At 52.7% G+C, this 25,310-nt stretch carries 23 protein-coding genes; 19 read left to right on the top strand and 4 right to left on the bottom strand.

Going from position 1 to position 25,310, the window contains the following annotated elements:
- Positions 1-57: 57 nt before the first annotated feature.
- The 5 genes from BM231_RS12805 to BM231_RS12785 all read left to right on the top strand — a co-directional run bounded on the left by BM231_RS12805 (position 58) and on the right by BM231_RS12785 (position 7,396).
- A complete protein-coding gene (locus BM231_RS12805; protein ID WP_093519927.1) occupies positions 58-936 on the top strand; it encodes a LysR family transcriptional regulator in 879 nt (292 codons plus the stop codon).
- Between the two features lie 270 nt (positions 937-1,206).
- Positions 1,207-3,432, top strand: a complete 2,226-nt coding sequence (locus BM231_RS12800; protein WP_093519925.1) for a heavy metal translocating P-type ATPase — start codon at positions 1,207-1,209, stop codon at positions 3,430-3,432.
- Between the two features lie 335 nt (positions 3,433-3,767).
- Positions 3,768-4,751 carry a TRAP transporter substrate-binding protein gene (locus BM231_RS12795; RefSeq protein WP_093519923.1) on the top strand — a complete coding sequence of 328 codons (984 nt, stop codon included), beginning with the start codon at positions 3,768-3,770 and terminating at the stop codon, positions 4,749-4,751.
- 147 nt (positions 4,752-4,898) lie between these two features.
- Complete coding sequence (locus BM231_RS12790) at positions 4,899-5,645, top strand: FCD domain-containing protein (RefSeq protein ID WP_063312914.1); 747 nt, start codon at positions 4,899-4,901, stop codon at positions 5,643-5,645.
- A 197-nt stretch (positions 5,646-5,842) separates the two neighbouring features.
- Positions 5,843-7,396, top strand: coding sequence for a CYTH and CHAD domain-containing protein (locus BM231_RS12785; RefSeq protein WP_093519921.1), 1,554 nt, complete (start codon positions 5,843-5,845; stop codon positions 7,394-7,396).
- A gap of 8 nt (positions 7,397-7,404) precedes the next feature.
- Here BM231_RS12785 and phnF read toward each other — a convergent pair whose 3' ends face one another.
- On the bottom strand, positions 7,405-8,145 hold the full coding sequence (gene phnF / locus BM231_RS12780) for a phosphonate metabolism transcriptional regulator PhnF (RefSeq protein WP_208860321.1): 741 nt from the start codon (positions 8,143-8,145) through the stop codon (positions 7,405-7,407).
- A gap of 195 nt (positions 8,146-8,340) precedes the next feature.
- Here phnF and phnG point away from each other — a divergent pair, with 195 nt between their 5' ends.
- The 10 genes from phnG to phnN are packed head-to-tail and all read left to right on the top strand — an operon-like array spanning position 8,341 to position 16,223.
- A complete protein-coding gene (gene phnG, locus BM231_RS12775) occupies positions 8,341-8,811 on the top strand; it encodes a phosphonate C-P lyase system protein PhnG (RefSeq protein WP_167550300.1) in 471 nt (156 codons plus the stop codon).
- 1 nt (position 8,812) lies between these two features.
- Positions 8,813-9,445 carry a phosphonate C-P lyase system protein PhnH gene (gene phnH / locus BM231_RS12770; protein WP_093519915.1) on the top strand — a complete coding sequence of 211 codons (633 nt, stop codon included), beginning with the start codon at positions 8,813-8,815 and terminating at the stop codon, positions 9,443-9,445.
- 3 nt (positions 9,446-9,448) lie between these two features.
- Positions 9,449-10,564 carry a carbon-phosphorus lyase complex subunit gene (locus tag BM231_RS12765; RefSeq protein ID WP_093519913.1) on the top strand — a complete coding sequence of 372 codons (1,116 nt, stop codon included), beginning with the start codon at positions 9,449-9,451 and terminating at the stop codon, positions 10,562-10,564.
- A complete protein-coding gene (locus tag BM231_RS12760; RefSeq protein ID WP_093519910.1) occupies positions 10,561-11,472 on the top strand; it encodes an alpha-D-ribose 1-methylphosphonate 5-phosphate C-P-lyase PhnJ in 912 nt (303 codons plus the stop codon). Before BM231_RS12765 ends, BM231_RS12760 begins: the two co-directional genes overlap by 4 nt.
- Positions 11,472-12,269 carry a phosphonate C-P lyase system protein PhnK gene (phnK, locus tag BM231_RS12755; protein ID WP_093519908.1) on the top strand — a complete coding sequence of 266 codons (798 nt, stop codon included), beginning with the start codon at positions 11,472-11,474 and terminating at the stop codon, positions 12,267-12,269. Before BM231_RS12760 ends, phnK begins: the two co-directional genes overlap by 1 nt.
- A gap of 10 nt (positions 12,270-12,279) precedes the next feature.
- Positions 12,280-12,990, top strand: a complete 711-nt coding sequence (gene phnL, locus BM231_RS12750; protein ID WP_093519906.1) for a phosphonate C-P lyase system protein PhnL — start codon at positions 12,280-12,282, stop codon at positions 12,988-12,990.
- Between the two features lie 42 nt (positions 12,991-13,032).
- A complete protein-coding gene (locus tag BM231_RS12745) occupies positions 13,033-13,656 on the top strand; it encodes a DapH/DapD/GlmU-related protein (protein WP_208860320.1) in 624 nt (207 codons plus the stop codon).
- Between the two features lie 58 nt (positions 13,657-13,714).
- Positions 13,715-14,413, top strand: a complete 699-nt coding sequence (locus BM231_RS12740; protein ID WP_093519902.1) for a DUF1045 domain-containing protein — start codon at positions 13,715-13,717, stop codon at positions 14,411-14,413.
- Between the two features lie 41 nt (positions 14,414-14,454).
- Positions 14,455-15,603 (top strand): alpha-D-ribose 1-methylphosphonate 5-triphosphate diphosphatase, encoded by a 1,149-nt coding sequence (locus tag BM231_RS12735; RefSeq protein WP_093520238.1) that lies wholly within the window; start codon positions 14,455-14,457, stop codon positions 15,601-15,603.
- A 26-nt stretch (positions 15,604-15,629) separates the two neighbouring features.
- On the top strand, positions 15,630-16,223 hold the full coding sequence (gene phnN, locus BM231_RS12730) for a phosphonate metabolism protein/1,5-bisphosphokinase (PRPP-forming) PhnN (RefSeq protein ID WP_093519900.1): 594 nt from the start codon (positions 15,630-15,632) through the stop codon (positions 16,221-16,223).
- Here the strand turns inward: phnN and BM231_RS12725 are convergent.
- Positions 16,213-16,905 (bottom strand): TetR/AcrR family transcriptional regulator, encoded by a 693-nt coding sequence (locus tag BM231_RS12725; RefSeq protein ID WP_208860319.1) that lies wholly within the window; start codon positions 16,903-16,905, stop codon positions 16,213-16,215. The two genes, phnN and BM231_RS12725, sit on opposite strands and share 11 nt — an antisense overlap.
- Positions 16,906-17,005: 100 nt before the next feature.
- On the opposite strand from BM231_RS12725, the gene BM231_RS12720 reads away from it, so the two are divergent.
- Positions 17,006-17,470: a (2Fe-2S)-binding protein gene (locus BM231_RS12720; protein WP_082827038.1), complete on the top strand. Its 465-nt coding sequence runs from the start codon at positions 17,006-17,008 to the stop codon at positions 17,468-17,470.
- 2 nt (positions 17,471-17,472) lie between these two features.
- The gene (locus BM231_RS12715; RefSeq protein ID WP_093519896.1) at positions 17,473-19,755 is read left to right on the top strand and encodes a xanthine dehydrogenase family protein molybdopterin-binding subunit; all 2,283 of its coding nucleotides are present in this window, start codon (positions 17,473-17,475) and stop codon (positions 19,753-19,755) included.
- 58 nt (positions 19,756-19,813) lie between these two features.
- Here BM231_RS12715 and BM231_RS12710 read toward each other — a convergent pair whose 3' ends face one another.
- Positions 19,814-22,798 (bottom strand): AsmA family protein, encoded by a 2,985-nt coding sequence (locus BM231_RS12710; RefSeq protein WP_093519894.1) that lies wholly within the window; start codon positions 22,796-22,798, stop codon positions 19,814-19,816.
- Positions 22,799-23,164: 366 nt separating this feature from the next.
- Here BM231_RS12710 and BM231_RS12705 point away from each other — a divergent pair, with 366 nt between their 5' ends.
- Both BM231_RS12705 and BM231_RS12700 read left to right on the top strand, forming a co-directional pair.
- A complete protein-coding gene (locus BM231_RS12705) occupies positions 23,165-23,644 on the top strand; it encodes a tellurite resistance TerB family protein (protein WP_093519892.1) in 480 nt (159 codons plus the stop codon).
- 15 nt (positions 23,645-23,659) lie between these two features.
- On the top strand, positions 23,660-24,409 hold the full coding sequence (locus tag BM231_RS12700; RefSeq protein WP_093519890.1) for a glutamine amidotransferase: 750 nt from the start codon (positions 23,660-23,662) through the stop codon (positions 24,407-24,409).
- 50 nt (positions 24,410-24,459) lie between these two features.
- Here BM231_RS12700 and BM231_RS12695 read toward each other — a convergent pair whose 3' ends face one another.
- Positions 24,460-25,065, bottom strand: a complete 606-nt coding sequence (locus tag BM231_RS12695; RefSeq protein WP_063312930.1) for an acetate uptake transporter — start codon at positions 25,063-25,065, stop codon at positions 24,460-24,462.
- Between the last annotated feature and the right edge of the window lie 245 nt (positions 25,066-25,310).

Raw genomic sequence — 25,310 nt, 5'->3', positions numbered from 1 at the left:
CTTGAGAGCGCAAACCAGAATATGTAATTATTGGCCTAGAAAAACTAAGGCTAAGTCATGTCAGTCTCTCCTTCCCGTCCTAAAGGGCCGCCTCTCAACGCTCTCCGCGCGTTCGAAGCAGCCGCCCGCCTCGGTGGTTTTGCTAATGCAGCAGAAGAACTGAGCGTCACACCCGGCGCCGTCTCGCAGCATATCAAAGCACTGGAAGAATGGGTTGGCGCAGACCTGTTTGAGCGCCGCTCTCAAGGTGTCCACCTAACGGAACTGGGATTGGAAGTTGCTCCGCATTTCTCTAAGGCCTTCGATGAACTGGGCAACGCAGTCCGGCAAATACGCGCCAAAACCAGCCGCAAAACCATTCACATCGCCGCCCTGCCAAGCGTCGCCCAACTCTGGCTTTCCCCTCGCCTGCCCAAAATCAGAGAGGCTTTGCCAGAGACCAACATCTCCGTCATCGCACTGGAAACGCCGCCCAATCTGGACCGTGAGATCTACGACCTTTCCATCTTCATCGGTAAGCCCAAAGGCACAGCTCACGAACGCATCATCTCAGAAGATCTCATCACCCCGGTCTGTTCTCCTGCAACAGCAGTGAGTTTGAAAGAACCACAGGACCTTGAGACAAAAACCTTCCTCCACGATGTGATCTGGGCAGAGGACTGGCAGATCTGGGCCAGCACAAATGCACCAAGTCTGGACGGCTTGAGCGATGGCCCAAGTTATTCCCTCTACGCCATAGCATTGGAAGAAGCGAAGAACGGCGCAGGAATCCTCATGGGCCACAAAGTCCTTGTCGAACCGTCTTTGAACAAAGGCGACATCAAAGCCCCTTTCACCCAATGGCAACCAACCGAAAAATCCCTCATCCTGGAATGCGCCAGCCTGCCAACCCCATCAAAAGAGATCACCCAGATCATCTCACTCCTGCTGGCATAGCCTTCGATCAGACGCCGCTCGTTCCCATTACGTGACTATCCACAGAGCGTCTTTCCGCACCAAAGGAGCAAGGAGTGGTCAAACAGCGCAAAACCCTATGTGTTCTCTGCAAAAATGATCAGGCTGAGGTCTTGGCTGCGATCAGGATCACAACACGACTACATCACATAGGAGAGCTTGCGTATTTACCCTCTCTACAACCTCTTGACCCGCCCTCACCAATGGTAATAAGTCCTGAGGGTCTGAACTCGGCAACCGAAGATAGCTCTGATGAACGCACCCTCAGCCTCTGCAGCCCAAACCGTCAAACTCGACATCACCGGAATGACATGTGCAGGTTGCGCATCTCGCTTGGAGAAGACCCTCCAGGCAACCGAGGGTGTAGTCAAAGCCACGGTCAATTTCGCACTTGAAATGGCAGAGGTGGAACACCTGCCTCAGGTCGCCGCAAATGATCTGGTGGACGTGGTCTCAACAGCTGGTTTTGAGGCAAAGGAGCGCCGGGACGAGGCAGAGGCAGCAAAGAAGGCTTTTGAAGAGCGCGAAGCACATAGCGACGCAGAAGAACGCAAAACCTTTCAACTTTTCGCGCTTTCAACGCTTCTTGCGATTCCACTAGTCATTCCAATGGTTTTGATGGCGTTTGGCGTGCAGTTCGAGCTCTCTGGCGTACTGCAGTTTGCATTAGCAACGCCAATCCAACTTTTCGTCGGTGCGCGATTCTACAAAGGGGCATTTGCAGCGCTGCGCCATGGCGGCGCCAACATGGATGTCCTCGTCTCGCTAGGCACATCTGCCGCTTATCTATACAGCGTTTATAACGTCTTCTTCGCAGCGCAGGCTCAGGCGACAGACCTCTATTTTGAAGCATCCGCCGTCATCCTCACCCTCATCTTGATGGGTAAGTATCTGGAAATACGGGCGAAACGTTCCACTTCCGCGGCTGTTCGTTCTCTGATTGCTCTGCGCCCAACCACAGCCAACAAAATCGTTGGCGATAAGATTATCCCCGTCAGCATCTCAGATCTGCGCCTCGGCGATTACATTGTTATCAAACCCGGCGAGTGCGTTCCAACCGATGGCCTGATTGAAGAGGGCGAGAGCGAGCTGGATGAATCTATGCTCACCGGTGAGAACCTGCCCGTACACAAAAACAAGGGTGATCAGGTAACCGGTGGAACAATCAACGGAGCAGGTGCAATTTTTGTCCGCACCACTGCCCTTGGTGAATCAACACGCTTAGCTCAAATTATCCGCCTTGTAGAAGGCGCACAGGCCTCCAAGGCACCGCTGCAAAAATTAGTCGACAAAGTCGCAGCTATTTTTGTTCCCGTTATCGTGCTGATCGCCCTCGCAACCTTCGCTGGCTGGATGCTTTACTCCGGCGATGTCACAACAGCCGTCAGCGCATCGGTCGCCGTCCTCGTCATCGCCTGCCCATGCGCACTGGGACTTGCTACCCCAACAGCACTGGTCGCGGGCACCGGCGCTGCTGCGAAGGCGGGCATACTTATCCGCGATATCGAAGCGCTGGAACGCGCCCATAAGGTCGATACCATCCTCTTCGATAAGACCGGCACGCTGACCATCGGCAAGCCAGTTCTGACGGATGCTCAGGCGTTTGATCGCAATGACGACCGCCTGCTCACAATCGCAGCCAGCATCCAGCTGGGCAGTGAGCATCCCCTTGCAAGCGCACTTATCCGCGCTGCGGAAGAGCGCAACCTTAAGCTCACCCGCCCACGCTCCATCAAAGCTATCCCCGGCAAAGGCCTGATTGCGGAGCTTACTGGTCAGCAGGTCTCCATCGGCAACACAGCCCTGATGAAAGACCTGAATGTCGCCCCATCCATGATGGGTGACGGCCTTGTAAAGACTTATGAATCCTCAGGTAAAACCGCAGTCACAGTCGCTCTTGGTGATCGTGCAATCGGTGTTCTCGCCTTTGTTGATCAAGCACGGGACTCCGCTCGTGAGGCTGTAGAATCCCTTAAGAAACAAGGCATTCGCACAGTGATGATCACCGGCGACACCGAACTCGCGGCAAAGAACATCGCAGATCAGGTCGGCGTTGACGAATTCCAGGCACGCGTTCAGCCAGAAGGTAAGAACGAAGTCGTAAATGACTTGAAAGAACAAGGCTATAGAGTTGCCATGGTCGGCGACGGCATCAACGACGCCCCTGCTCTGGCAGCTGCAGACCTTGGCATCGCAATGGGCTCCGGCGCTGATGTTGCATTGGAAACCGCAGGCGTCACACTCATGCGTTCCGAGCCGAAGATGATCCCGGCAGCGCTGGACATCTCCAAGGCAACCCTCAGAAAAATCAGACAAAACCTGTTCTGGGCCTTCATCTACAACATCATCGGCATTCCGCTGGCAGCACTGGGATTGCTCTCCCCTGTCATCGCAGGAGCTGCCATGGCCATGAGTTCTGTCTCCGTGGTTACCAACGCCATGCTGCTGCGGCGCTGGAAACCGAAAAACATGAGCTGATATCACCAATCCAGCCCCTGAATGACAAGTTCAGGGGCTTTTTTGTACCTTCTGGTCTTATGGTTGACCAATACAACCATTTCTTAGAAGAACTCCGACCAATCATACGAGAGCAAAAGTGAAAAATAATGCTTCTATTCTCCTATCAAGCTGATCCATTACAAATAATTCGGTTAGACGGAAAACAAATAAGCTCTTTATAAGGTCAACCAATATATAAAATGGTTTGACAACTCCTCAAATCCATCCAATTCTTTCCATTACATATCGCAGCCTCAGCATTCTATAGTTTCATCTCACGAATACATTCGCTGCGATCACTCGGGGGGAAGTGTATGTTTACGAGAAAGATTGCCAAAGCCACAGTTCTGTGTGCAGCTCTGCTTGCAACAACTTCATTCGGCTACGCGAAGACATTGAAACTCAGCCATAATCAGGGACCAGAGCATCCTCTGCACATCTCCATGCAGCACATGGCAGACAAAGTTGCAGAAGCCACTGATGGCTCTCTCAAAATCCGCATCTACGGCAACGGCGCACTGGGAACGCAAAGGGAATCCATGGAGTTAGTGCAAGAAGGCACCCTCGCAATGGCCAAAACCAATGCCAGCGAACTAGAAGCCTTTGAAGAGTCCTACTCAGCACTGAACCTGCCTTACATCTTTGTAGACGAGAACCATTATTTCGATGTTCTCAGCGGCCCAATCGGTGATGACATCCTTGCAGCATCGGCAGACAAAGGCTTCATTGGTCTGACCTTTTACGTGGAAGGCGCCCGCTCCTTCTACGCCAACAAGGAAATCCACTCACCAGCTGATCTCAAAGGCATGAAGATCCGCGTCCAGCCGTCACCCTCCGCAATCCGCATGGTAGAACTGCTCGGCGGCAGCCCAACGCCGATATCCTGGGGCGAATTGTACAGCGCACTTCAGCAGGGCGTGGTTGATGGTGCAGAGAATAACCCACTGGCGCTGACCACGGCCCGTCATGGTGAAGTCTCCAAGGTTTACTCCGATGACGGCCACACAATGATCCCGTCCATCGTGGTCATTTCAACTACTGTCTGGAATTCATTAAACTCCGATGAGCAAACAGCAATTCGTGCTGCTGCCAAGTCCTCCATGCACTTCCATCGTGCGCAATGGAACGAGATGACCAAGAAGCATATAGAGCAGGCAAAGTCCGAGCTTAATGTGAAGTTTATTGAGGTGGATAAAGCACCATTCATTGAAGCTGTTCTACCGATGCATGCAGAAGCAGCGGAAAAGTCTGAAAGAGTTGGCTCTCTGATCACACGCATCAAAGCATTGACCCAATAAGCCTTCTAATGGAATAAGAAAGGTCAGAGTACCAAGGCAAATCTCTGGCCTTTTGTCTCGCTTGCAAATCTGCTTTATTTAGTATCTTAAGCGTGCAGCAATCACTAAAAATCCGCCAAACCGCGCAGGCATGGGAGAATGAGCGAAATGGATGGTCAGCGTCGCCGCTATCAGGAAGTAGCTGAGGTCTTGCGCAAAGAGTTAGGCAACGGAACGTTCAAGGTTGGGGATCGCTTGCGCCCGGAGCGCCAGATTGCTGAAGAAATGAACGTTAGCCGCTCACTCCTGCGCGAAGCTATGATCATGCTTGAGATTGAGGGCTTGATTGATGTACGCAAAGGATCAGGCACTTACGTTGTGCGCCTACCGGATGCGGAGCAAGTTACTCCCACTTCAAATCTGGAAGACATTGGCCCATTTGAGCTCCTTCAGGCACGCCAGCTTATGGAGAGCAACATCGCCGCCTTCGCAGCCTCCATGGTCACCAAAGCAGATATCTTGCGTATGCGTGATGCTCTGGAACGTGAACGCGAAGACCTTGCAAAAGGCTCCGGCGGGTATGAAGCGGACGAAGAGTTCCACCTGCTCATAGCAGAGGCCACGCAGAACTCTGTGCTGGTCGACATGGTCAGAAACCTCTGGCAACAACGCACCCGCTCCAGAATGTGGGATAAGTTGCACGAACGCATCTTTGACAATACCTATCGCGAAGAATGGCTCAACGACCATCAAGACATCCTTGACGCCCTGCAGCGAAGAGACCCGCAAGCAGCAAAACAAGCGATGTGGCAACACCTTGAGAACGTCAAGAAACGCCTGATGGATTTATCAGACGTCGATGATCCTGCTTTTGATGCCTACCTGTTCCAGCAGGATCCACTCACGCCCGCATAACCCACCAACGGGCATTAATCTGGCACATTTCATAATACCATTGCCAAATAGGGATTATATCTTTGATAAATTCCCATAGACGTTTTGCACCCTTTACAGGGGGGTGCGTTCGCGAGATGTTTACTACGTAAAATCAACAAGAGTGGGATGGAACAAGCTTCCACTTCGCACGCTGTGCATAGGGTGGCCCGGCAATCATGCACGAGATTGAGCTTAAGCTTTCTGTAGACGAAACAACTCTGGAGCAACTGGCTAAAGCAAAACCGCCAAAAGGCTTTGCAGTCAGTGAGCAATCCGTAAAACGTCTCCGTTCCGTGTATTATGACACGCCAGATCACACGCTCAAGAAAGCCCGTATCTCACTACGAACACGCCATAACGGCACCAATTGGCTGCAAACCATCAAACAAGGTGGTGGCATGCAGTCCGGGCTCTCCAAAAGGATCGAGCTGGAACTGCCAATTGAAGGAATTGAGCCAGACTTCAGCGTGATTTCTGATAATGAAATCAAGCAACAGCTCATATCTCTGCTGGAAGGTAAAGAATGGGGAGTTCTGTTCGAAACCGCCATCACGCGCACTTTGGCCTATTATACGGACAAAGCAGGTGCGAAGATTGAAGTGGCGTTGGATTCCGGCATAGCCAAAACAACCTCCGAAGAACATCCGATCCATGAAGTAGAGCTGGAACTCATGGAAGGCCCGGTCGAAAGCTTGTACAAGCTGGCAAGCGCCCTCATGAAAGATCGACCAATTCTGTTTTCCAACAGCAACAAAGCAGGCATTGGCTACCGACTGGCAAGTGGTGAACCACCTGAGCTCCCATCAGAAGCGCTCCACTCCAACTACATAGAGTTAGAGCCAGAAGATAACGCAGGCTCAGCCTTCCAAAAAATCCTCAACGAATGCCTCAACCAAATCGTCGCCAACCGCTCTTGCGTCCTTCAACAAAATATCTCTGAAGGCCCACATCAGTTACGTGTCGGACTGCGCAGATTAAGAAGTGCGTTCAACATCTACAAAGCGGCGTTTCCGAACAATAACACCATCGCTGAACTCGATGCCTCCGCAAAGCAACTGGCAACAACTGCAGGAAATCAAAGGGATATCGATGTGCTGGTGGAAGATATCATCACACCCGTCATTCCGTTATTGCCAGACACACATTCTGTAGAGCCTCTCTTTGAGGCCATTCAATTGGCGCATGTGGAAGCACAAGTCGAACTGAGACAAGAACTGATCGATCCAAAACTCAACAACTTCCTACTCCAATTGGGAGAGCTCGCACACAGCCCAGCCTGGAAAGAGAACCTGGGACTAAGTGAGTTCAAGAAATTGGACTTACCAATCGAAGTTTTCGCCCAGCACGCATTATCCAAGCGCTGGAAGGCCTGCGAAAAGCGCGCAGAGAACTTGCAGGACCTCACCATTGAGCAACGACACGATCTCCGCAAAGCGCTCAAAAAACTGCGTTATACGGTTGAATTCTTCCGCTCTCTCTATGAACCAGAAGACCTGCGCATCTTCCTCAAGTGCCTGAAACGCCTGCAAAATACCTTCGGCTACCTGAACGATGTTGCCATGGCAGATCGTCTGGTCGCGATGAAACTTCCGCAATCCTTGCAAAACAACGAGGTTTCAACGGTCATCGGCTTTGTCGCTGGCTGGCATCAGGCCCGCACCGACAACGCATGGCTGGAAGCTCAAGAACGTTGGAACGCCGCCGTAGAAGCACCCAAGTACTGGCTCTAAGCAAAAGCCTAGTCATTTCTGACTGTTAAATGCATCCGGTCAGCAGCCACATAGGCACGACCAATTTGTATAGGCTCACCACTGGCAGTCACATTGATAGATTCCATCACAAGCACAGGCGCCCCCTCGGAAATCTTAAGCAATTCAGCATTCTGCGCACTACAAAGCGCTGCCGTAATCCGGGTTTCCTGACGCCGATAATCGCCAAAACCATACTTCTCCATGATCTTGGTGATCGAGTTGGTCTCATTCAAATCTGAAGGCAGATTGGGAAAACGAGAGACCTCAAACCAGCGCGTTCCTGCAATAACCGGCGTGCCATCTGCATAACTTACGGATTCGCATTTAAACAACGCAGTGCCCGGTTCAACCTCCAACAACTCCGATGTGTACGCATCTGCAGCCACTTCGGTTATGCGGAAGATATCCCCATAAACCTCCTGCGCCTGACCAGACAAGTTCTCCGAAAACCGCGTACGCGGCCCGATTGGATAGACCAATGGCGCCTTTGCGACAAATGTTCCACGTCCTTGATCTGAGCGCAAAAAACCTTCTTCAATCAGAGTGGAAATCGCACGTCTAACAGTATGGCGGTTGACCTCGAAACTATGAGCAAGCTCTTGTTCTGTTGGGATTTTCTCCCCCTCAGAAACCTCAGCTCGAGAAAGCTCAGAGCGCAGTACTTCAGCAATCTGCTTCCACATGGCAACGCCCGCACGTCGCTCAACAGGAGAAAAATCAAATTTCATCGCATTCGTCATGCCTTCGTCATGAAACAACACTAATCAGTTGGCGAGCAAAATATTTGTCTATACAACTAGACAACATTAGTTCTAGCTTAGCAACCAAATTCAGGCGCCCAGACACAGTTCTCCGTGAAACCACAGGGCGTCACCACACAATGCCAGAGAACCAGTGTGTTCCTGAAAGTTAAAGGGGCTGAAATGACGGCAAGTTCGCTCAAAGAGCAATCACCGGAAATTGCAGCTAGGCAGAGTGCCATGGGCATTCTGGCAAAGGCCTCAGCGCAAGACCTTGCAGAAACGTGGAAAAACCTCAGCTTAGAACCGAACTATACCGTTATCCGCCCGGCGGAAATCGGACTTGTGATGGTTCGTGGCCGCGCCGGTGGCACAGGTGCCCCCTTCAACATGTGCGAGGCAACCGTCACACGATGCGTCATCGCTCTGGACGATGGCACCACCGGATTTGGTCAGGCTCTTGGTCGCGACAAGCAAAAGGTTCTACAGGCCGCCTTGGTAGACGCGCTCTGGCAGCAATCAGAACACCGTGATCTCATTGAGACGAAGGTTCTGCAGCCTCTGGCCAGCACTCAGGAACAAGCGGAAAACGAAACACGCGCTGAAGTCGCTGCCACCAAAGTTGATTTCTTCACCATGGTACGGGGAGAGTAATATGAGCACGCAAACAGCCTCCTCAATCTTTGCTAAAGCGCCCGCTCCGGGCCTGGCAGATCCAGTCCACGACGCACAGTCCGTATTCCGCTCCGCTATGAACGCACTGGCTCAACCAGGCACTGTGCAGCAACTGGACGATCTCAAGCTGAACCCACCGGCTCCGCTGTCTATAGCTGCAACTGCGCTCGTATTGACACTTTGCGATTATGACACGCCACTCTGGCTGGATCCTGCGCTGGCAGCGAGCGAAACTGTCAAGAATTACATCCGTTTCCACACTGCAGCACCCTTCGTTGAAAGCCCGGCAGAAGCTGCTTTTGCGCTGGTCTCGGACGCAAAACTACTCCCAGCGGTCGCAAGTTTTTCCGCTGGCACTGCCGAATATCCAGACCGTTCAACCACAATTATCCTAATGGTCGATGAGCTCACTGAGGACGACGGCATCACGTTAAAAGGCCCGGGTATCAAAACAGAGCAGCAGTTCAACGTCGCTCCCACACCTGCAATGTTCTGGCAGCAGATGCAAGACAACAGCGCGCTCTATCCCCTCGGCATCGACGTCATTTTCGCCGGAGCCAATCAGGTCGCAGGCCTGCCCCGCTCCATTAAAATCACCGGTTTGGAGGCTTAACTCATGTATGTTGCTGTGAAAGGTGGCGAGAAAGCCATCCGTAACGCTCACAAGCTCATGGCACGGGATCGTCGCGGCGACACCAGTGTACCATCACTCGGGCTTAAGCAAATCTCCGAACAGCTTTACCTCTCTGTCTCCCGTGTGATGGCAGAAGGATCTCTCTTTGACGCAGAACTGGCAGCACTCGGTATCAAGCAATCTCGCGGCGATCTCATCGAAGCTGCTTTCCTGATGCGCGCTTATAGGACTACGCTGCCACGCTTCGGATACTCCAAACCAATCGACACTGCCAAGATGCTGATCCGCCGCCGAATTTCCGCGACTTATAAGGACCTCCCCGGCGGACAGTTGCTTGGCCCAACCTTCGATTACACCCAGCGCCTTCTCGATTTTAAGCTGGCTGCTGATGGGGAAGCACCAGCACCAGAAACACAGGAGTTCGAGAAGGAAGAGGTGGTTCCCCGTGTCACTGACCTTCTCAATGATGAAGGTCTGATCGAGCCGGATGAGCCAATCGCACCCGATACTCCAGTAGGAGACATCACCCGCGAACCGCTCACCTTCCCAGCTGATCGTGACCTACGCTTGCAGAACCTCGCTCGCGGCGACGAAGGCTTTCTGTTGGCACTTGGTTACTCCACCCAGCGCGGTTTTGGCAGAACGCACCCGTTCGCAGGCGAAATCCGTCTTGGGGAAGTCGAAGTTGACTTCTTCATGGAAGAGCTGGGTTTCGAAGTTCCTCTTGGCACAATGACAGTCACCGAATGCCAGATGATCAACCAGTTCCAGGGCTCCGCTTCCGCACCACCGCAGTTCACTCGCGGTTACGGTCTGGTCCCCGGTCAGGGAGAACGCAAAGTCATGGCAATGGCTCTGGTGGATCGATCTTTGCGAGCTGAAGAGCTGGGCGAAGAAATCGACTCCCCGACACAAGATCAGGAGTTCGTCCTGTCTCACTCAGACAACGTGCAGGCCACTGGCTTCGTAGAACACCTCAAGCTCCCGCACTACGTCGACTTCCAGTCAGAACTGGAGCTGATCCGCAAGGTGCGAAAAGAGTGGCAAGAGAAACGCGAAGCAGCTGAACAGGAACTCGTAGCGGAGGCAGCACAATGACCGAGCGCGTTGAAACACAAGGCATCTCCGGCGAGCATTACAACTTCGCTTATCTGGATGAGCAAACCAAACGCATGATCCGCCGCACAATCCTCAAAGGCATTGCGGTCCCTGGCTATCAGGTTCCTTTCGCTGCCCGCGAAATGCCAATGCCGTACGGCTGGGGAACCGGCGGTGTACAAGTGACTGCCGCAGTCATCGGCAAGAACGATTGCCTGAAGATGATCGATCAAGGCTCAGACGACACGACAAACGCGGTCGCCCTGCGCAACTTCTTTGTCGAAACAACTGGCGTAGACACCACCACAAAGACAAAAGACGCCAGCATCATCCAGACTCGCCACCGCATCCCGGAAGAAACTCTCACAAAGGATCAAGTGCTCGTCTATCAGGTTCCAATCCCTGAACCACTCCGCTTTCTGGAACCACGTGAAACCGAGACCCGCAAGATGCACGCGCTGGAAGAATACGGCCTTATGCATGTGAAGCTCTACGAGGACATCGCAAAGTTCGGTCACATCGCAACGGCTTACGCCTACCCGGTCATGGTGCAGGACCGCTATGTGATGGACCCTTCTCCAACACCAAAGTTCGACAATCCGAAGATGGACCAGATGGAAGCACTTCAACTGTTCGGAGCAGGCCGCGAAAAGCGCATCTACGCCATCCCGCCACACACCAAAGTGGTGAGCCTCGATTTTGAGGACCATCCATTTGAAGTGACTAAGTTCGAACAACCCTGCGCAATCTGTGGCGCAGAAGAGGTCTATCTGGATGAAGTCATTCTGGATGACGATGGCAACCGCATGTTCGTGTGCTCCGACAGTGATTTCTGCGAGGAACGCCGCGATGCCGGTCATGTCGGCCACCTTGGAACCAATCCTCTGGAAGCAGAAGGAAACGACTAATGTCCATGGATATTCAAAGTTCTGAAGACCTTCCACTGCTTCAGGTCAGTAACACGACAAAGCTCTATGGCGGTCGCATCGGCTGTAAAGACGTCAGTTTCGATCTCTATCCGGGTGAGGTGCTTGCAATTGTAGGCGAGAGTGGCTCGGGCAAAACAACGCTGCTCAACAGCCTTGCAACGCGCCTCACCCCGACCTCAGGTTCGGTCAACTATCGCAACCGCATGGGCCAGATGCGCAACCTTTATGAAATGAGCGAAGCCGAGAGACGCATGCTCATGCGCACCGATTGGGGTTTTGTCCACCAGCATCCAGCAGACGGATTGCGCATGACTGTCTCTGCAGGGGCCAATGTGGGTGAACGCCTGATGGCAGTTGGTGCTCGGCACTACGGTAACATCCGCGACACTGCAACCGATTGGCTCGGCCGCGTTGAGATTGCAGAAGACCGCATTGACGATGACCCACGCGCATTCTCCGGCGGAATGCGCCAACGTCTCCAGATCGCCCGCAACCTCGTCACCGCCCCACAGCTGGTCTTCATGGACGAACCAACTGGCGGCTTGGATGTGTCTGTTCAGGCACGCTTGCTGGACCTCCTGCGCGGTCTTGTCGCCGACCTCGGTCTCTCCGTGATCATCGTAACTCATGATCTCGCAGTAGCCCGCCTGCTCTCTCACCGTATTCTGGTGATGCGCCACGGTCACGTGATCGAAAGCGGATTGACAGACCAAGTGCTGGATGACCCGCAAGAGAGCTACACCCAGCTCCTCGTCTCCTCCATCTTGCAGCCATAAGGACAAGACAATGACAAACACTCCTAAAACCAAGGTGCTTGTTTCTGACCTTGCCAAGTCCTTCAAGATGCACTTGCGAGATGGCTTGGAAATCCCGGTCGTCTCCGGTGTAAACTTCTCCGTTTCAGCAGGAGAATGTGTGGTTCTTGGCGGTCCGTCAGGTTCGGGTAAAAGCTCAATTCTGAAAATGATCTACGCCAACTACCGTTGCCAAAAAGGGCAGATCCTGATCACGGATGGTGATGAGATTGTCAACGTAGCCGACGCAACTCCGCGCCGCATTATCCGCCTGCGCGAAACCACAATCGGTTACGTCTCACAGTTCCTCCGCGCAATCCCACGCGTCCCAGCACTCACGCTGGTTGCCGAACCTCTCATGGCGCAAGGCGTTGCAGAAGACGAAGCGTTTGAGCGCGCTGGCAACTTGCTTTCCCGCCTCAATGTGCCAGAGCGCCTCTGGCAGTTACCACCAGCAACTTTCTCGGGCGGAGAACAGCAACGCGTCAACATCGCCCGCGGTTTCATCGCGCACTACCCGATCCTTCTTCTCGACGAACCAACCGCCTCACTTGATGCAGCAAACCGAGCCGTTGTCGTTGAGCTGGTGGAAGAGAAGAAAACGCAAGGTGTAGCAATGGTCGGCATTCTTCACGATCATGACGTTCGTGATGCCATTGCGGACCGGATCATCGACGTAACTTCATTCGCGTCGGCTGCATAAAGCATATCCGAAAGCGATATGCAGAGAAGGGAAACTCGCTCCATGACAAAGCCCCCCAAAATTGCGGAGACGGTCATCGAGTCAACCGTCACCCATCGAGAGGCTGCGATTGGCAAGCAATGCGAAGTGCTTGGTCCAACCTATCTGGAATATTGTGAGATCGGCGACTACTCCTACATTGGCCCGAACTCGACGGTTGCGGACACCACAATCGGCAAGTTCACGGCCATTGCATCCAATGTTCGCCTTGGTCCTCCCAATCATCCCTTGGAGCGGGTTTCCCAACATCGCTTTACCTACACACCAGAATACTACCGGGAAGATAAAGAACGGGATCACCAGTTCTTTGCTGACCGCAGAGCTGCGCGTGTCACTATCGGCAATGATGTTTGGATCGGACACGGCGTAACCGTGCTACCCGGCGTAAAAATTGGCGACGGCGCGATCCTCGCAGCAGGCGCAGTGGTTGCAAAAAACGTGGAACCCTACACCATCGTGGGCGGAGTTCCGGCTAAACCGATCAAACGAAGATTCTCCAAGGAAGCTGCTGATCGACTGATCAAACTCAAATGGTGGGATTGGCCAGAGGATAAAATCTTCGAGCGCCTCCCTCTGTTTCAATCGATGGCTGTGGAAAGGTTTCTGGAACACTTCGAACCAGCCTGAGGTGTCATAGGACTGACACCGTTTGCCCGGTAATTCGAAGCCTAAGGATATTCTGGATATGCGTTACTCAATCTATTTCACACACCCACAATCAGCCAAACTCACAGAATTAGGGAGCCAATGGCTCGGGCGCTCGGCGTTTTCCAATGACAGCCTCGCGCACCCGCACTTGAACGAGTTTGAGCCTGCGCACTTGCACTCAATTACCGAAGATGCACGTCGCTATGGCTTCCACGCCACTATGAAACCGCCATTTCATTTGGCCGAAGGCAAATCACAGGAAGATGCGAAAGCGGCTTTCAGTGCGTTCGCCAAACAAACATCTGCCTTCACCATCGAAGGATTGGCGCCAAACTTCCTCGGCAAATTTCTGGCTCTGACACCGACACAGCCATCAGACCAGCTCAACGGGCTGGCAGCGCAATGTATCAAACAGTTCGATCATCTTCGCGCACCTTTAAGCGAACAAGACATTGAACGACGCCGCAAGGCAAACCTGACACCACAGCAGGATGCCTATATGCTGGAGTGGGGTTACCCCTACATTTTCAAGCATTTCCATTTCCACATGACCCTGTCAAAACGGCTGGAAGAAGAAGCGGAACGCAAAGCGCTCCAAGCTGCCGCAGAAGACCACTTCAAGCCTGTCATTCATCAACCAATCTCCATTTCGCACCTCGCCCTCTGCGTAGAACCAGAGGCTGGCGCGCCATTTCAAGTCATTGAAATAAGACCATTGGAAGGACAAGTAGCATGAGCGATGTATTAGTCGGCGAAGCGCCACATCAGACATCAACAATGGTCGAGCCGCATACACCAATGACCTTCACCAACGCAAAACTGATCCTGCCTGATCAGATGTTGGAAGGCACACTGGCAGTCGAAAATGGCATGATCAGCGATTTAAGCGACGGCACCACATCCAACGCATTGGACTGTGAAGGCGACTACCTCATCCCCGGTCTCGTCGAACTGCATACCGATCATCTCGAAAACCACTACAAGCCACGCCCTGGCGTCACATGGAATGCAGTCTCTGCCGTGCAGGCCCACGACGCACAGATTGCCTGCTCCGGCATCACCACCGTGTTCGATGCCCTGCGCGTTGGAATGGAAGATGATGCAGACCTGACAGCACAAGACATGCGAGCCATGGCCGATGCAATCGAGATCGGCCAGCAGGAAGGCCGCCTGCGCGCTGACCACTACATCCATCTACGCTGCGAAGTTTCCGCCGACAATTGTGTGGAAGGCTTTGAACTGTTCAACGACGATCCACGCGTTCGATTAGCCTCACTTATGGACCACACGCCAGGACAACGCCAGTTCACCTCTCTGGATCAGTTCGAGCTTTACTACAAAACCAAGAAGGGTTTCTCGGACGAGCAAATGCAGGAGTTCATGCTGCAAATGCAGGCCCGTGCAGATCGCAACTCCGATAAGAACCGCCTTGCGATCGCAGACCGCGCCAAAGCTGCAGGCATGATGCTGGCCAGCCATGACGACGCGACCCTTGCCCACGTTGAGGAAGCAAACAAGTTTGGCATCAACGTCGCTGAGTTCCCAACCACCATGGAAGCGGCAAAGGCCTCACACGAAGCTGGTATGGCTGTGCTGATGGGTGCTCCAAACGTGGTACGCGGCAAATCTCATTCCGGTAACATCTCTGCACGAGAGCTGGCTGAGGCAGGCTATCTGGACGTTCTGTCTTCTGACTACGTGCCAGTCTCCCTTCTGCAAGCAGCCTTCTTGCTGGCCCAGCAAATTGAGCGCATCTCCATTCCCGAAGCCGTACAAAAGGTAACCAAGATCCCGTCAGAGGCTGTCGGCCTTACAGATCGCGGCGCACTGGAAGTTGGTCGCCGCGCGGACCTTGTGCAAGTGCGAATGGTTGGCGACGTGCCAATCGTCCGTGGTGTCTGGCGCGAAGGATATCGCGTCGCATAGCACAGCTGATGAGAGGGGGATCTATCGTGACGGTTTTAGATACAGCTCAGGAGCAAGCAAAAAAACTTGGCCCTGGCGCACTGATCATGGTCGTTGGGCCAAGTGGCGCAGGCAAAGATACACTGATTTACGGCTATAAAGAGCAGTGTGAAGGCGATGCAAACATCATGTTCGCCCGTCGCCTGATCACCCGCCCTGCGGATGCTGGTTCCGAACCGCACGAAGCAGTCTGCCACGAAGACATGTCGGAGCTCATAGATCAGGGACGAGTAGCATTATCGTGGCCTGCTCATGGATTGACCTACGCTCTGCCGGAATGCGTCGATCACCACATCGCCAAGGGCGGGATTGCCATTGCAAATGGCTCACGAAAAGCCTTGGCAGAAGCCGTTGGCAAGTATGAGAAACTGCTGGTCGTACATATCACAGCACCAATCCACGTGCTCGCGCAACGCCTGTCCATGAGAGGCCGCGAAACCACAGAGGATATCGAGCAACGTCTGAGGCGCGCAGATCTTTCGCTACCGGAACTACCGCATCTGGTGGAAATACAAAACACAAACGACCCTCAGGACGGCATCAAGCAACTGGAACAAGCAATCACGGCATTTATGCGCTGAGCTTTTTCATTGCCTCTAAGCCCAGCAGGTGCGCGGTGATCATGCCGAACAAAGCCGGAGCAAATTCGTACTTGAGTGGAGCAAACTCAGGCTCTTCGTAGAGTGTCACCAGAACTGGCGGTGGATTAGTCACTGGCCATAGTCCGGCAACGAACACATGAATGCTGAAGAAGACACTCATCGCCTCTTCAGCCTCAAGCCACGGCAACCCTTTTTGCAAAGCACTCGTTGCCCGGGCAGCCTCAGCCAGCAATGCGCGTTTGAAATCACGCACACAATCAATGGAGATATTCTTCTCCATTGTCGGAGCAATTTCACTCATCAGCTCACATAACACCTGACGAGAGGCAAACATCTCAGCCAGAAGCTTCGCCATATCAGCAGGAGCCATCTCACCCGGAACTTCCTGCTCCAGATCTTCAATCAGCTTCACAAAATCACGCAGCAGCAACTCAACCAGAATGGCTTCCCGCGTTTCAAAATACCGGTAAATGTTGGATTTCACGATACCTGCACGGCTGGCAATCGCCTGCAAGGTCAGTCCATCTACGCCGTCCTGCTCAAGCACGCAAGTTGCGGCACGTATAAGATCATTATGGCGCTGTGCCTTCGCTTCGGCAGATCTGGCGCGCTGAAAACTCTGGTTGGTCATAGTTTGGTGATAGGTCTCATTCCAATCCATGTCAATTAAACTTGGCAGGGTCCATTGACAAACATCCGTCAGACCATAAGTTAAGAGAACAAAAGTCTCCTAACTATAAATTTACGGGATCGCCAGACAAATGTACCCGAAAATACCTCTGACCGTGAATGGTCAAAAACAAGAGATTGAAGCCGACCCGGAAATGCCACTTCTGTGGGCGCTTCGGGACATAATGGATATCAAAGGCCCTAAATTCGGATGCGGCATCGCAGCTTGCGGCGCATGCACTGTTTTGATTGATGGGGAGGCCGTGCGCTCTTGCTCTCAGCCTGTTGGAGAAGTCGAAGGTGAGATCACCACCATCGAAGGCATTTCCCAAGGCGATGAGCTGCATGCTGTTCAGCAAGCATGGATGAAACACTCCGTCCCTCAATGTGGTTACTGCCAATCGGGTCAGATCATGGCTGCTGTCGCTCTGTTGGAAGAAAATCCGGACCCGACAGATGAAGATATCAGCGATGCTATGACCAACCTATGTCGCTGTGGCACCTATCCGAAAATCAAAGCCGCGATCAAAGACGCAGCACAAACGCTGGGAGCTTGAAGATGAGCCGATTGGGAAAATACACCCGCCGTGCCTTTCTCGGCCTTGGCGTTGCAGCCGCCGGTGGCCTTGCCGTGGGCTTCTATTTCTACCAGAAGCCCTACGCAAACCCGCTGGATGCCAAGAAGGCTGAGGGGGAAACACCGTTCAATCCTTATGTGATGATTGATGAAGACAACACCATCACTATCATCGCGCCACGTGCTGAGATGGGTCAGGGCGTCCACACAACACTGGCAGCTCTGGTCGCCGAAGAGCTGGAAGTCCCTCTGGAACAGGTAGTTGTCGAGCACGGCCCATCCAGCCCCGCTTACTTCAATGCAGCAATGCTGGAAGAATCTACGCCCTTCCCGTTCTATGATGAAAGTGTCTTGGCTGAACTTGCGCGCGGCTCTATGAAAATCGTCGCCAAGTTCCTCGGCCTGAACATGACGGGCGGCTCCTCCTCCACGACGGATGCCTTCGTGAAGATGCGCGAAGCTGGATATGCCGCAAAGTTCGTCCTACTGAAAGCAGCAGCAGAACACTTCGGCACCTCAGAAGACAATCTCACACTTGCAGATGGCACCATCACAGACAAAGCTTCCGGCAAGTCCGTCACTTATGGAGAGCTGGCAAGCAAAGCAGCCGCGGTCTCGCCACCAAGCGAAATGAAGCTTAAGAAGGCCAGTGACTGGAAGATCCTTGGCAAAACCCAAAAGCGTGTTGAGCTGAAAGACAAAGTCACCGGAGGCCGAATTTTCGGCATCGACGTACAACTACCGGACATGCTCTACGGCACTGTAAGAATGGCCCCGCGCAAAGGTGTCAGCCTCAAGAACTACGACAAGACTGCAACACTCGCCATTCCTGGCGTCAAAGATGTAGTCGAAATCAGAACAATCACTGGCGAAGGTCTTGGCGTTATTGCTGACAACACCTGGGCAGCGTTCAAAGGTGCTGAAGCCTTGGAGGTCGAGTGGGATGATCCACTCTCACTTCAAAACTCCGATCAGATGTGGTCCGTCCTTGAAAACGCACTGACGCAAGAAGCCACATTCGAGTTAGGCGGTACCGGATCTGATGCAGAGGTGTTCACATCCATTCCGGAAAGCGAAGCTGTATCAGCACAATACCGTGCCCCATTTCTGGCCCATGCCACCATGGAGCCGATGAATGCAACTGCCCAGCACGACGGAAGCACAATCCGTGTCTGGACCGGAACACAGGCTCCCGGCCTCATTCAGTCTGTTGTCTCCAGTCATTTCGACATGGACAGCGCGGACATCAACGTCACCACCACTCGTCTCGGTGGGGGGTTCGGCCGTCGTCTGGAAGTCGACTTTGCGCTCTATGCTGCCGTCATTGCCAAAGCAACTGCGCCAAATCCTGTAAAAGTGACTTGGACACGCGAAGAAGACACCCAGCACGACACTTACCGCCCTATGGCGATTGGTGAATTCAAAGGTCAGGTGACACCGGACGGCACTTTGAAGACCATGGACATGCAGGTGGCGTCCCCATCCATCATCCAGAGCGTAATGCCAAGGATCTTCCCGGGTATCAGCCCTATGGGCCCAGATAACACCGTGCTCGATGGTGCCTTTAATCAACCGCTGGACGTTGAAAACATCCGTTGTCAGGCCCACGTGGCAGATCTTCAGGTGCCTATTGGCTTCTGGCGTTCAGTCGGCAACTCCGTCAACGGCTTCTTCCATGAGAGCTTTATGGATGAAGCAGCACATAAAGCTGGTAAAGATCCCCTTGAGTTCCGCTTGGCACATCTGACCAGCGATGAGTTCCGACCAGCACGGGAAGCCTTAAAGCGTGTGGCCGAAATGTCAGGTTGGGGTACACCGCTGCCCGCTGGCAAAGGTCGTGGCATTGCCCACGTTCTCTCCTTCGGAACATGGACCGCGCAGGTGGTTCAGGTGGACGTCACAGATAACACCGTCACCATAGAGGAAGTTTGGGCTGTTGCCGATCCAGGTATCGTTCTTGATCCGGGTATGTTCAAAGATCAAATCATGTCTGGCATCAACTTCGGGCTCAGTCAGGCACTGGGACAGGAAATCACATGGGCTGATGGCAAGGTCGAGCAAGCCAACTTCGACACCTTCGATGCCATGCGCATGTATCAAGCCCCCAAGATCACCATCGAGCTGCTGGAGAACTCTCCACGCATGGGCGGCGCAGGCGAACCCGGCACACCACCATCAACGCCAGCATTGGCAAATGCGATCTTCGCAGCAACGGGCAAGCGCATCAGACAGATGCCACTCAGCAACGAGATCGACTTCATCTAACAACAAAAAAGCCCGGAGCATTCCCTGCTCCGGGCTTTTTAATTTGCTTGTACGCCGGTTAGTCAGTCAGGAAACCAGCTGGCATCCCAAATGCCTCCTCCAGAGAGGTCAACGTTGCATCCGTATCCGCTGTTCCATCTGCAACAGCTTCCACATTCACATTCCCCGGCCCACGCGGCACCACATCACGTCGCTTCAGATCACGCTTGGGTGCCGCGATCACCCGTGACTTCTTCGGTGTTGTAGCCGCAACCGCAGGCGCTGATGCTTCACCCGGCTTAGCCACAGGCATGACAATCTTGGAGGTATCAGTGTTCGCGACAGCACCTTCAGCAAGAGGAGGCAGATCGCCGCCTCCAACCGAAGCTGTAGTCACATCACCATCTTTCGCAGTCGGCTGAGCAAGAACGGTTGGCTCCACTACTGCATTCGCGGTAGTTGAAGGTGAAGCAACAGCCGCATCTTTTGCAGCAGCAGCTCTCAAACGCTGTGCCTCTTCAACTGTCTTTGCAGTTTCAAGGTCCTTCGCCAATTTCTCAGAAAGCTTTTGTGTCTGCTTCACATCACCAAAGGAAGCACTCGCATATTCCTGAATGCCGACAGGTTCAAAGCTCGGCAGGTTGATCGATCCACGGATCTTCAACGGCGCCATATCCGCGGTCTGCGTTGTTGCAGCTGCCTCATCATCCAACTTAGATTGGTCCAGCAGGCTTGGCTGCAAATACCAGAGCACCTCACCATCTTTGATGTTGATCGCACCACGCCCTTCAATCAGCGCGGTTTTGCTCTGCAACGTCAGTGCTTGAAACTCTGCGGTGCCCTGATCAAAGATCACATCTGCACCCCAGCTGGAAAACTCAGTCTGATCACTGTCTGTAAACGGCCAACCTGTAATGCCTTTGCCTTCGACAGAAGCAACCAACCGATCCACATCCAGTTCATGCAACATACCATTGCCAAGCTGGAAGCTGAGTGCACCGCCCATATTGACCCAGAGATCACTAGGCGTCTTGCCGGAGGTGCTCACATCCATTTCTGCATACAGATTGCCATCAACACGCGGCATATCTCCAAGTGAAGCAAGGAATGGAGCTGCATCAATACCTTTCAGCGAAAACTCAGCAGCAACGCCCGGTTTAACTGTTGCACCGTTTAAAAGAAGCTTGCCAGCGCCCTCACCCTGATAAAGACCAACACGGGCAACATCCAAAGCCAGTCGGCCATCAGACAGCGCAGCTTTCAGCTCTGCATTCTGCCCACGAAGCGCACCAAGCTTCAGGTCCTGAATGGAAAGCGCCAGGTCCAGATCAAAGCTGCGCAGGACGGAGAAATCATAAGCGCCTTCGCCCTTGGCATTCTTTTCATCACTGCGAGAGAACATCTTGTCGAAAGACGCGTGCGCAACTTCCAGCTCTCCGCTCAGCTTAGGAACTTCGCCTGTATCCAGACGACCGGTTCCTTTGAGGCTTGTATCATCCAGTACAAACCGCGCATTTTTAAAGGCAACACCACTGTCATCTGCTTCAAACTGGCCAGAAAGCTCCAGCTTCTGACCACGCAGATAGCGAGGCAGAGGTCGGCCATACCAACGGGCAAAATTACTGAAGTCATCCGTTTGGAAAGCAAAGATCCCGTCAAAACCATCACGCAAAGAATACGGACCAGTCAAACTCCCGGAGAACATCTCACTGGAGAACGCAAGATCGATATTCGCATCAGAACGGAGGCCACCTTGCAAAACAATCGGCTCACCATGCCAGCGCGCGGTGCTTTGCAGCTGCAACGGTTGTGATAGGCCGGAGAAGACAAACGTAAGATCCATGTCATCGAGAGCTTCATCACGCCCTTCAACCGCCAGCATATTTGGCAGTCGAATATCCGCGACACGCCCCTTCCGTAGGATTGCGCCACCATCAACTTCCAGTGCAGCAATCAACTCATCGTAGGATTGGCCAACGCCGTAGAACGAAGCATCTACATTAGCAAAACCGGATGCAGGAACATCCAGCCCAACCAAGCGCAGAAGCTGCTCAAAATTCAATGACTGTCCGCTGACCTGCCCCTTCAACTCATAACCGTCTTCAAGGTAGTTCAGCGCAATGTTGCCGCCAAAGCCAACAGAACCTGCTGTGATGGAAAGGCCTTTTGTACGAACACCACGTTGACGGAACTGCAGCTCACTTGTCAGAGCACCGCTGCCAACACCTTCTGGCAAGTTCGCATCCTGTTGTGCAGCAACAGCAGCTAGACTTGGCAGCTCAACAGAAACTTGCAGGGTGCCAACAGGCCGCGCACCAAAGGCAAGCTGGCCATTAAAACCAACTTTCTCTTGAGCAGGTCCAGTTACATGAGCCTCAATAGACGTCGCACGAGCCTCGCTCAGCGCTGTAACTGATCCAACGCGTCCACCAACAATGTAACGCTCGTCACTCTGATTAAACGCACCTTCCGCCGTCAGGCCATCACCGCCATGCTCAAAGTTAAGTACGAGATCAATCTCAGAAAGAACTAATGGTGCTTCTTGCTCAGGCTCGCTGTAGGAAACCACACCTTTTTGAATGCTAACAGAATCCAGATCCAGCTGCTGCATAAAGGAAGCAACGCGGCCAGCAATATTTGCAGCAACCAGAGAGGGCTCCCCTTTTGCACCCTCAGAAAGCTGTGGCTGCCAGGAGGCGCCGCCTTTCTGATCAAATTCTAGCGTCCACTTTGGCTGAACAAGCTCAATGTTGCGGATGATATTGCCACCAGTCAGCAAACGCAGAGAGTTCAACTCGAACCGGGCTTTCTCAATCCGTGCAAACTCAATCCCGTCAGCTCGCGCAACACCTGCAACGCCAACATTATCGACTTCAATCGCCAGTGTCGGAAACAGATCCACACTCGTGCGCCCGTCAAGACGCAACTTCCATCCGGTTGCTGTCTCAAAAGACTCTGCAATTTGGGCTTTCAGCTGTTTCTGCGGAACGAGAAGCGGTGCAAGCACCAGACCACAAACCACAAGAGCGGCAAGAGCTCCAAAAATAAGAAGAGAGCGTTTCATTTAGTCTTAGTATCCTAGTGGACGATTTCGTGAGGCCCGAAAAAGGACTCTCATGTAAGCAGCTTGTACTCAACAAATACAGGGCAAAAAGCCCGTAGAAAACGTCTAAATTATGATTGGTTAAAGCCTTTCAAGACCCAGAACAAAAGCACAACCTATCCTCAACCATTGCGTTCTATCATATTTGCTCCCAATTGTCGCAGTATCACGTGGCTTCAAATTGGCGTATTTCTGTCCTTTTCCTTGGCATTTGTAATTGTTTTTGCGTATCAATAGTAATCCATTCGGATCTGAATCATCTTTAAGCACAACAGAAAAGCACTATTTAAAAGTGCAAGAAAACCAATAGTTGCACGGAGCACATGAATGCTGGACGCCCTGAAAAAGTTCTTCAAAGACCTGTCAAACGAGCAGGAAGAAGCTGACCGCTTTTCTGAAGACGATGAACGGCTGGCGGTCGCAGCGCTCATGTTCCATATCATCGCTGTAGATGGCGAGATTGAACAGCAGGAGCTGGACCAGTTAAAACGCGTCTTACAGCAGCAGTATGAGCTGAATGAGGAAGACACAAAAGAGCTGATGGACCTCGCCAAAGTGCGGGATGAAGATGCAGTCGATCTCTACGGCTTCACATCAGTCCTCAAGCGCAAGCTAGAGCCGGAGCAGCGTCTGACAGTCATCGAGGCTCTCTGGGAAATGGTCTACGCTGATGGGTCCGTCCATGAATTTGAAGACAACACAATTTGGCGCGTTGCCGAGCTATTAGGCGTGTCCTCCAGAGACCGCATGCAGCTTAAGCAAAAAGTAGCCAAGCGACAGAGTGGCAATAGCCCGTCTTCGACCTGAAGGTTTTGATTTACAATGTTAGAGCGGAATAATCAGCACCCAGCCAAAGTTTTGGTGGTGCTGCATCAGGAAACATCAAATCCCGGCCGCGTCGGGCAGCAATTGGTCAAACGCGGGTTCGAGTTGGATATTCGCCGCCCTCGTTTTGGCGACCCACTACCGGGCACACTTGCTGACCACGCGGGCTCTGTCATTTTTGGTGGCCCGATGAGCGCCAATGATACTGATGATTTCGTGAAGCAAGAGATCGACTGGATCAGCGTTCCTCTCAAAGAAAACAAACCCTTCTTGGGCATCTGCCTTGGTGCACAAATGCTCTCCAAAAACCTTGGTGGCCAAGTCACAGGCCATGATGATGGATTGGTTGAAATAGGCTATTATCCGCTGGAAGCAACTCAGTCCGGCACTGACCTTATGAAATGGCCACAGCAGGTCTATCAATGGCACCGGGAAGGCTTCTCTCTTCCCACCGGCGCTGAGCTTCTGGCTTCAAGCCCGACCTACAAAAATCAGGCTATCCGCGTGGGAGATAATGCATTCGGCATCCAGTTTCACCCGGAACTCACCTACGCCATGATGAGCCGCTGGACCACTCGCGCAGCAAGTCGTCTTGTATTGCCTGGAGCCAAAAAGCGCGGCGAACACTTCCGCGAGCGTTTTGTGTACGATCCGGCAGTTCTGCATTGGCTAGACAACTTTATGGACAACTGGATCGGCTACGCATCTGAACCCGCCAGTCATTGGTCATCCCATTCAGCTAAATAACAAAAAGGCCCGGTCATTGCCGGGCCTTTTCATATAGGTTCGCACTTTGATTACTCAGCTGCAACAGCCTCTGCGCCAGACATCTTTTCGCCCGGCTGCAGGATTGGAGAACCAACTGGCAGAACATCACGACCACAAACATCTTTGTAGATGATGTGCGCCATAACGTACCAAGCGCAGAATGAACACAGGATCAGCACGTAACCAGCAATCACGTTGAAGAACGCCGGACCGAAATGACCCAGAACCAACAGAATGAAACCGAGCAGCAGGCTGCCAAAGATGGAAGCTTCTGCAGTGTGAATGTGCAGAGCGCCGTAGAACATAATGCCAGTGTAGATGGTGAATGGCAGAAGGAAGAAGCCGATGTCAGAATGGGAAGATGTATAAAAGCCCAGTTTGTTGCCAACAAGAATGCCTGCAAACGCCAGCCAGAATGCACCGTAAATGGTGAAAGCGCTGTAGCCGAAATTATTGCCAGTCTTACCTGTCTGGAAACCTGCTACCAACTGCGCAAGACCGCCAACAAAAACACCAAGCCAAAGCACTGGGCCCATGTTTTCCAGAAGACCAATGTTCACCATTTGCAGAACAAAGGTCGTCATACCAAATCCAGCAAGGCCGATAACTGCTGGGTTTCCTGTTTTAGTTTGCACGGTTGCACCCTCAATAAAAAACCCAACTCTGGCCCGGTAGGAAGGCAGTTCCTAAAGATCAGAAATTGGGAAACACACTGTTGAATTAATTGGAGCGCTGAATACAGAAGGGCTTGGACAGGAACAACCGCACTACTACGGAACGTAGCAATACCTAACGTCATGCGCCACCCAAACGAACACATAAAACATTGATACTTATATATATTTTACGCTCAAAAACAAAAAAACCAGCAATGCATAGT

The organism is Pseudovibrio ascidiaceicola, from assembly GCF_900114245.1.
Classification (GTDB): Bacteria; Pseudomonadota; Alphaproteobacteria; order Rhizobiales; family Stappiaceae; genus Pseudovibrio; species Pseudovibrio ascidiaceicola.
Note: the sequence above shows the minus strand (reverse complement) of the source record. Positions and strands in the feature narration are given on the sequence as shown.

Coding starts and splice junctions, on each gene's coding strand:
- BM231_RS12720 (WP_082827038.1), top strand. CDS start 17,006: ATGTACCCGAAAATACCTCTGACCGTGAATGGTCAAAAACAAGAGATT.
- phnG (WP_167550300.1), top strand. CDS start 8,341: ATGACGGCAAGTTCGCTCAAAGAGCAATCACCGGAAATTGCAGCTAGG.
- BM231_RS12805 (WP_093519927.1), top strand. CDS start 58: ATGTCAGTCTCTCCTTCCCGTCCTAAAGGGCCGCCTCTCAACGCTCTC.
- BM231_RS12705 (WP_093519892.1), top strand. CDS start 23,165: ATGCTGGACGCCCTGAAAAAGTTCTTCAAAGACCTGTCAAACGAGCAG.
- BM231_RS12800 (WP_093519925.1), top strand. CDS start 1,207: ATGAACGCACCCTCAGCCTCTGCAGCCCAAACCGTCAAACTCGACATC.
- phnH (WP_093519915.1), top strand. CDS start 8,813: ATGAGCACGCAAACAGCCTCCTCAATCTTTGCTAAAGCGCCCGCTCCG.
- BM231_RS12725 (WP_208860319.1), bottom strand. CDS start 16,905: ATGGATTGGAATGAGACCTATCACCAAACTATGACCAACCAGAGTTTT.
- BM231_RS12785 (WP_093519921.1), top strand. CDS start 5,843: ATGCACGAGATTGAGCTTAAGCTTTCTGTAGACGAAACAACTCTGGAG.
- BM231_RS12745 (WP_208860320.1), top strand. CDS start 13,033: ATGACAAAGCCCCCCAAAATTGCGGAGACGGTCATCGAGTCAACCGTC.
- phnF (WP_208860321.1), bottom strand. CDS start 8,145: ATGAAATTTGATTTTTCTCCTGTTGAGCGACGTGCGGGCGTTGCCATG.
- BM231_RS12795 (WP_093519923.1), top strand. CDS start 3,768: ATGTTTACGAGAAAGATTGCCAAAGCCACAGTTCTGTGTGCAGCTCTG.
- BM231_RS12760 (WP_093519910.1), top strand. CDS start 10,561: ATGACCGAGCGCGTTGAAACACAAGGCATCTCCGGCGAGCATTACAAC.
- BM231_RS12700 (WP_093519890.1), top strand. CDS start 23,660: ATGTTAGAGCGGAATAATCAGCACCCAGCCAAAGTTTTGGTGGTGCTG.
- phnL (WP_093519906.1), top strand. CDS start 12,280: ATGACAAACACTCCTAAAACCAAGGTGCTTGTTTCTGACCTTGCCAAG.
- BM231_RS12790 (WP_063312914.1), top strand. CDS start 4,899: ATGGATGGTCAGCGTCGCCGCTATCAGGAAGTAGCTGAGGTCTTGCGC.
- BM231_RS12740 (WP_093519902.1), top strand. CDS start 13,715: ATGCGTTACTCAATCTATTTCACACACCCACAATCAGCCAAACTCACA.
- phnK (WP_093519908.1), top strand. CDS start 11,472: ATGTCCATGGATATTCAAAGTTCTGAAGACCTTCCACTGCTTCAGGTC.
- BM231_RS12710 (WP_093519894.1), bottom strand. CDS start 22,798: ATGAAACGCTCTCTTCTTATTTTTGGAGCTCTTGCCGCTCTTGTGGTT.
- BM231_RS12715 (WP_093519896.1), top strand. CDS start 17,473: ATGAGCCGATTGGGAAAATACACCCGCCGTGCCTTTCTCGGCCTTGGC.
- BM231_RS12735 (WP_093520238.1), top strand. CDS start 14,455: ATGGTCGAGCCGCATACACCAATGACCTTCACCAACGCAAAACTGATC.
- BM231_RS12765 (WP_093519913.1), top strand. CDS start 9,449: ATGTATGTTGCTGTGAAAGGTGGCGAGAAAGCCATCCGTAACGCTCAC.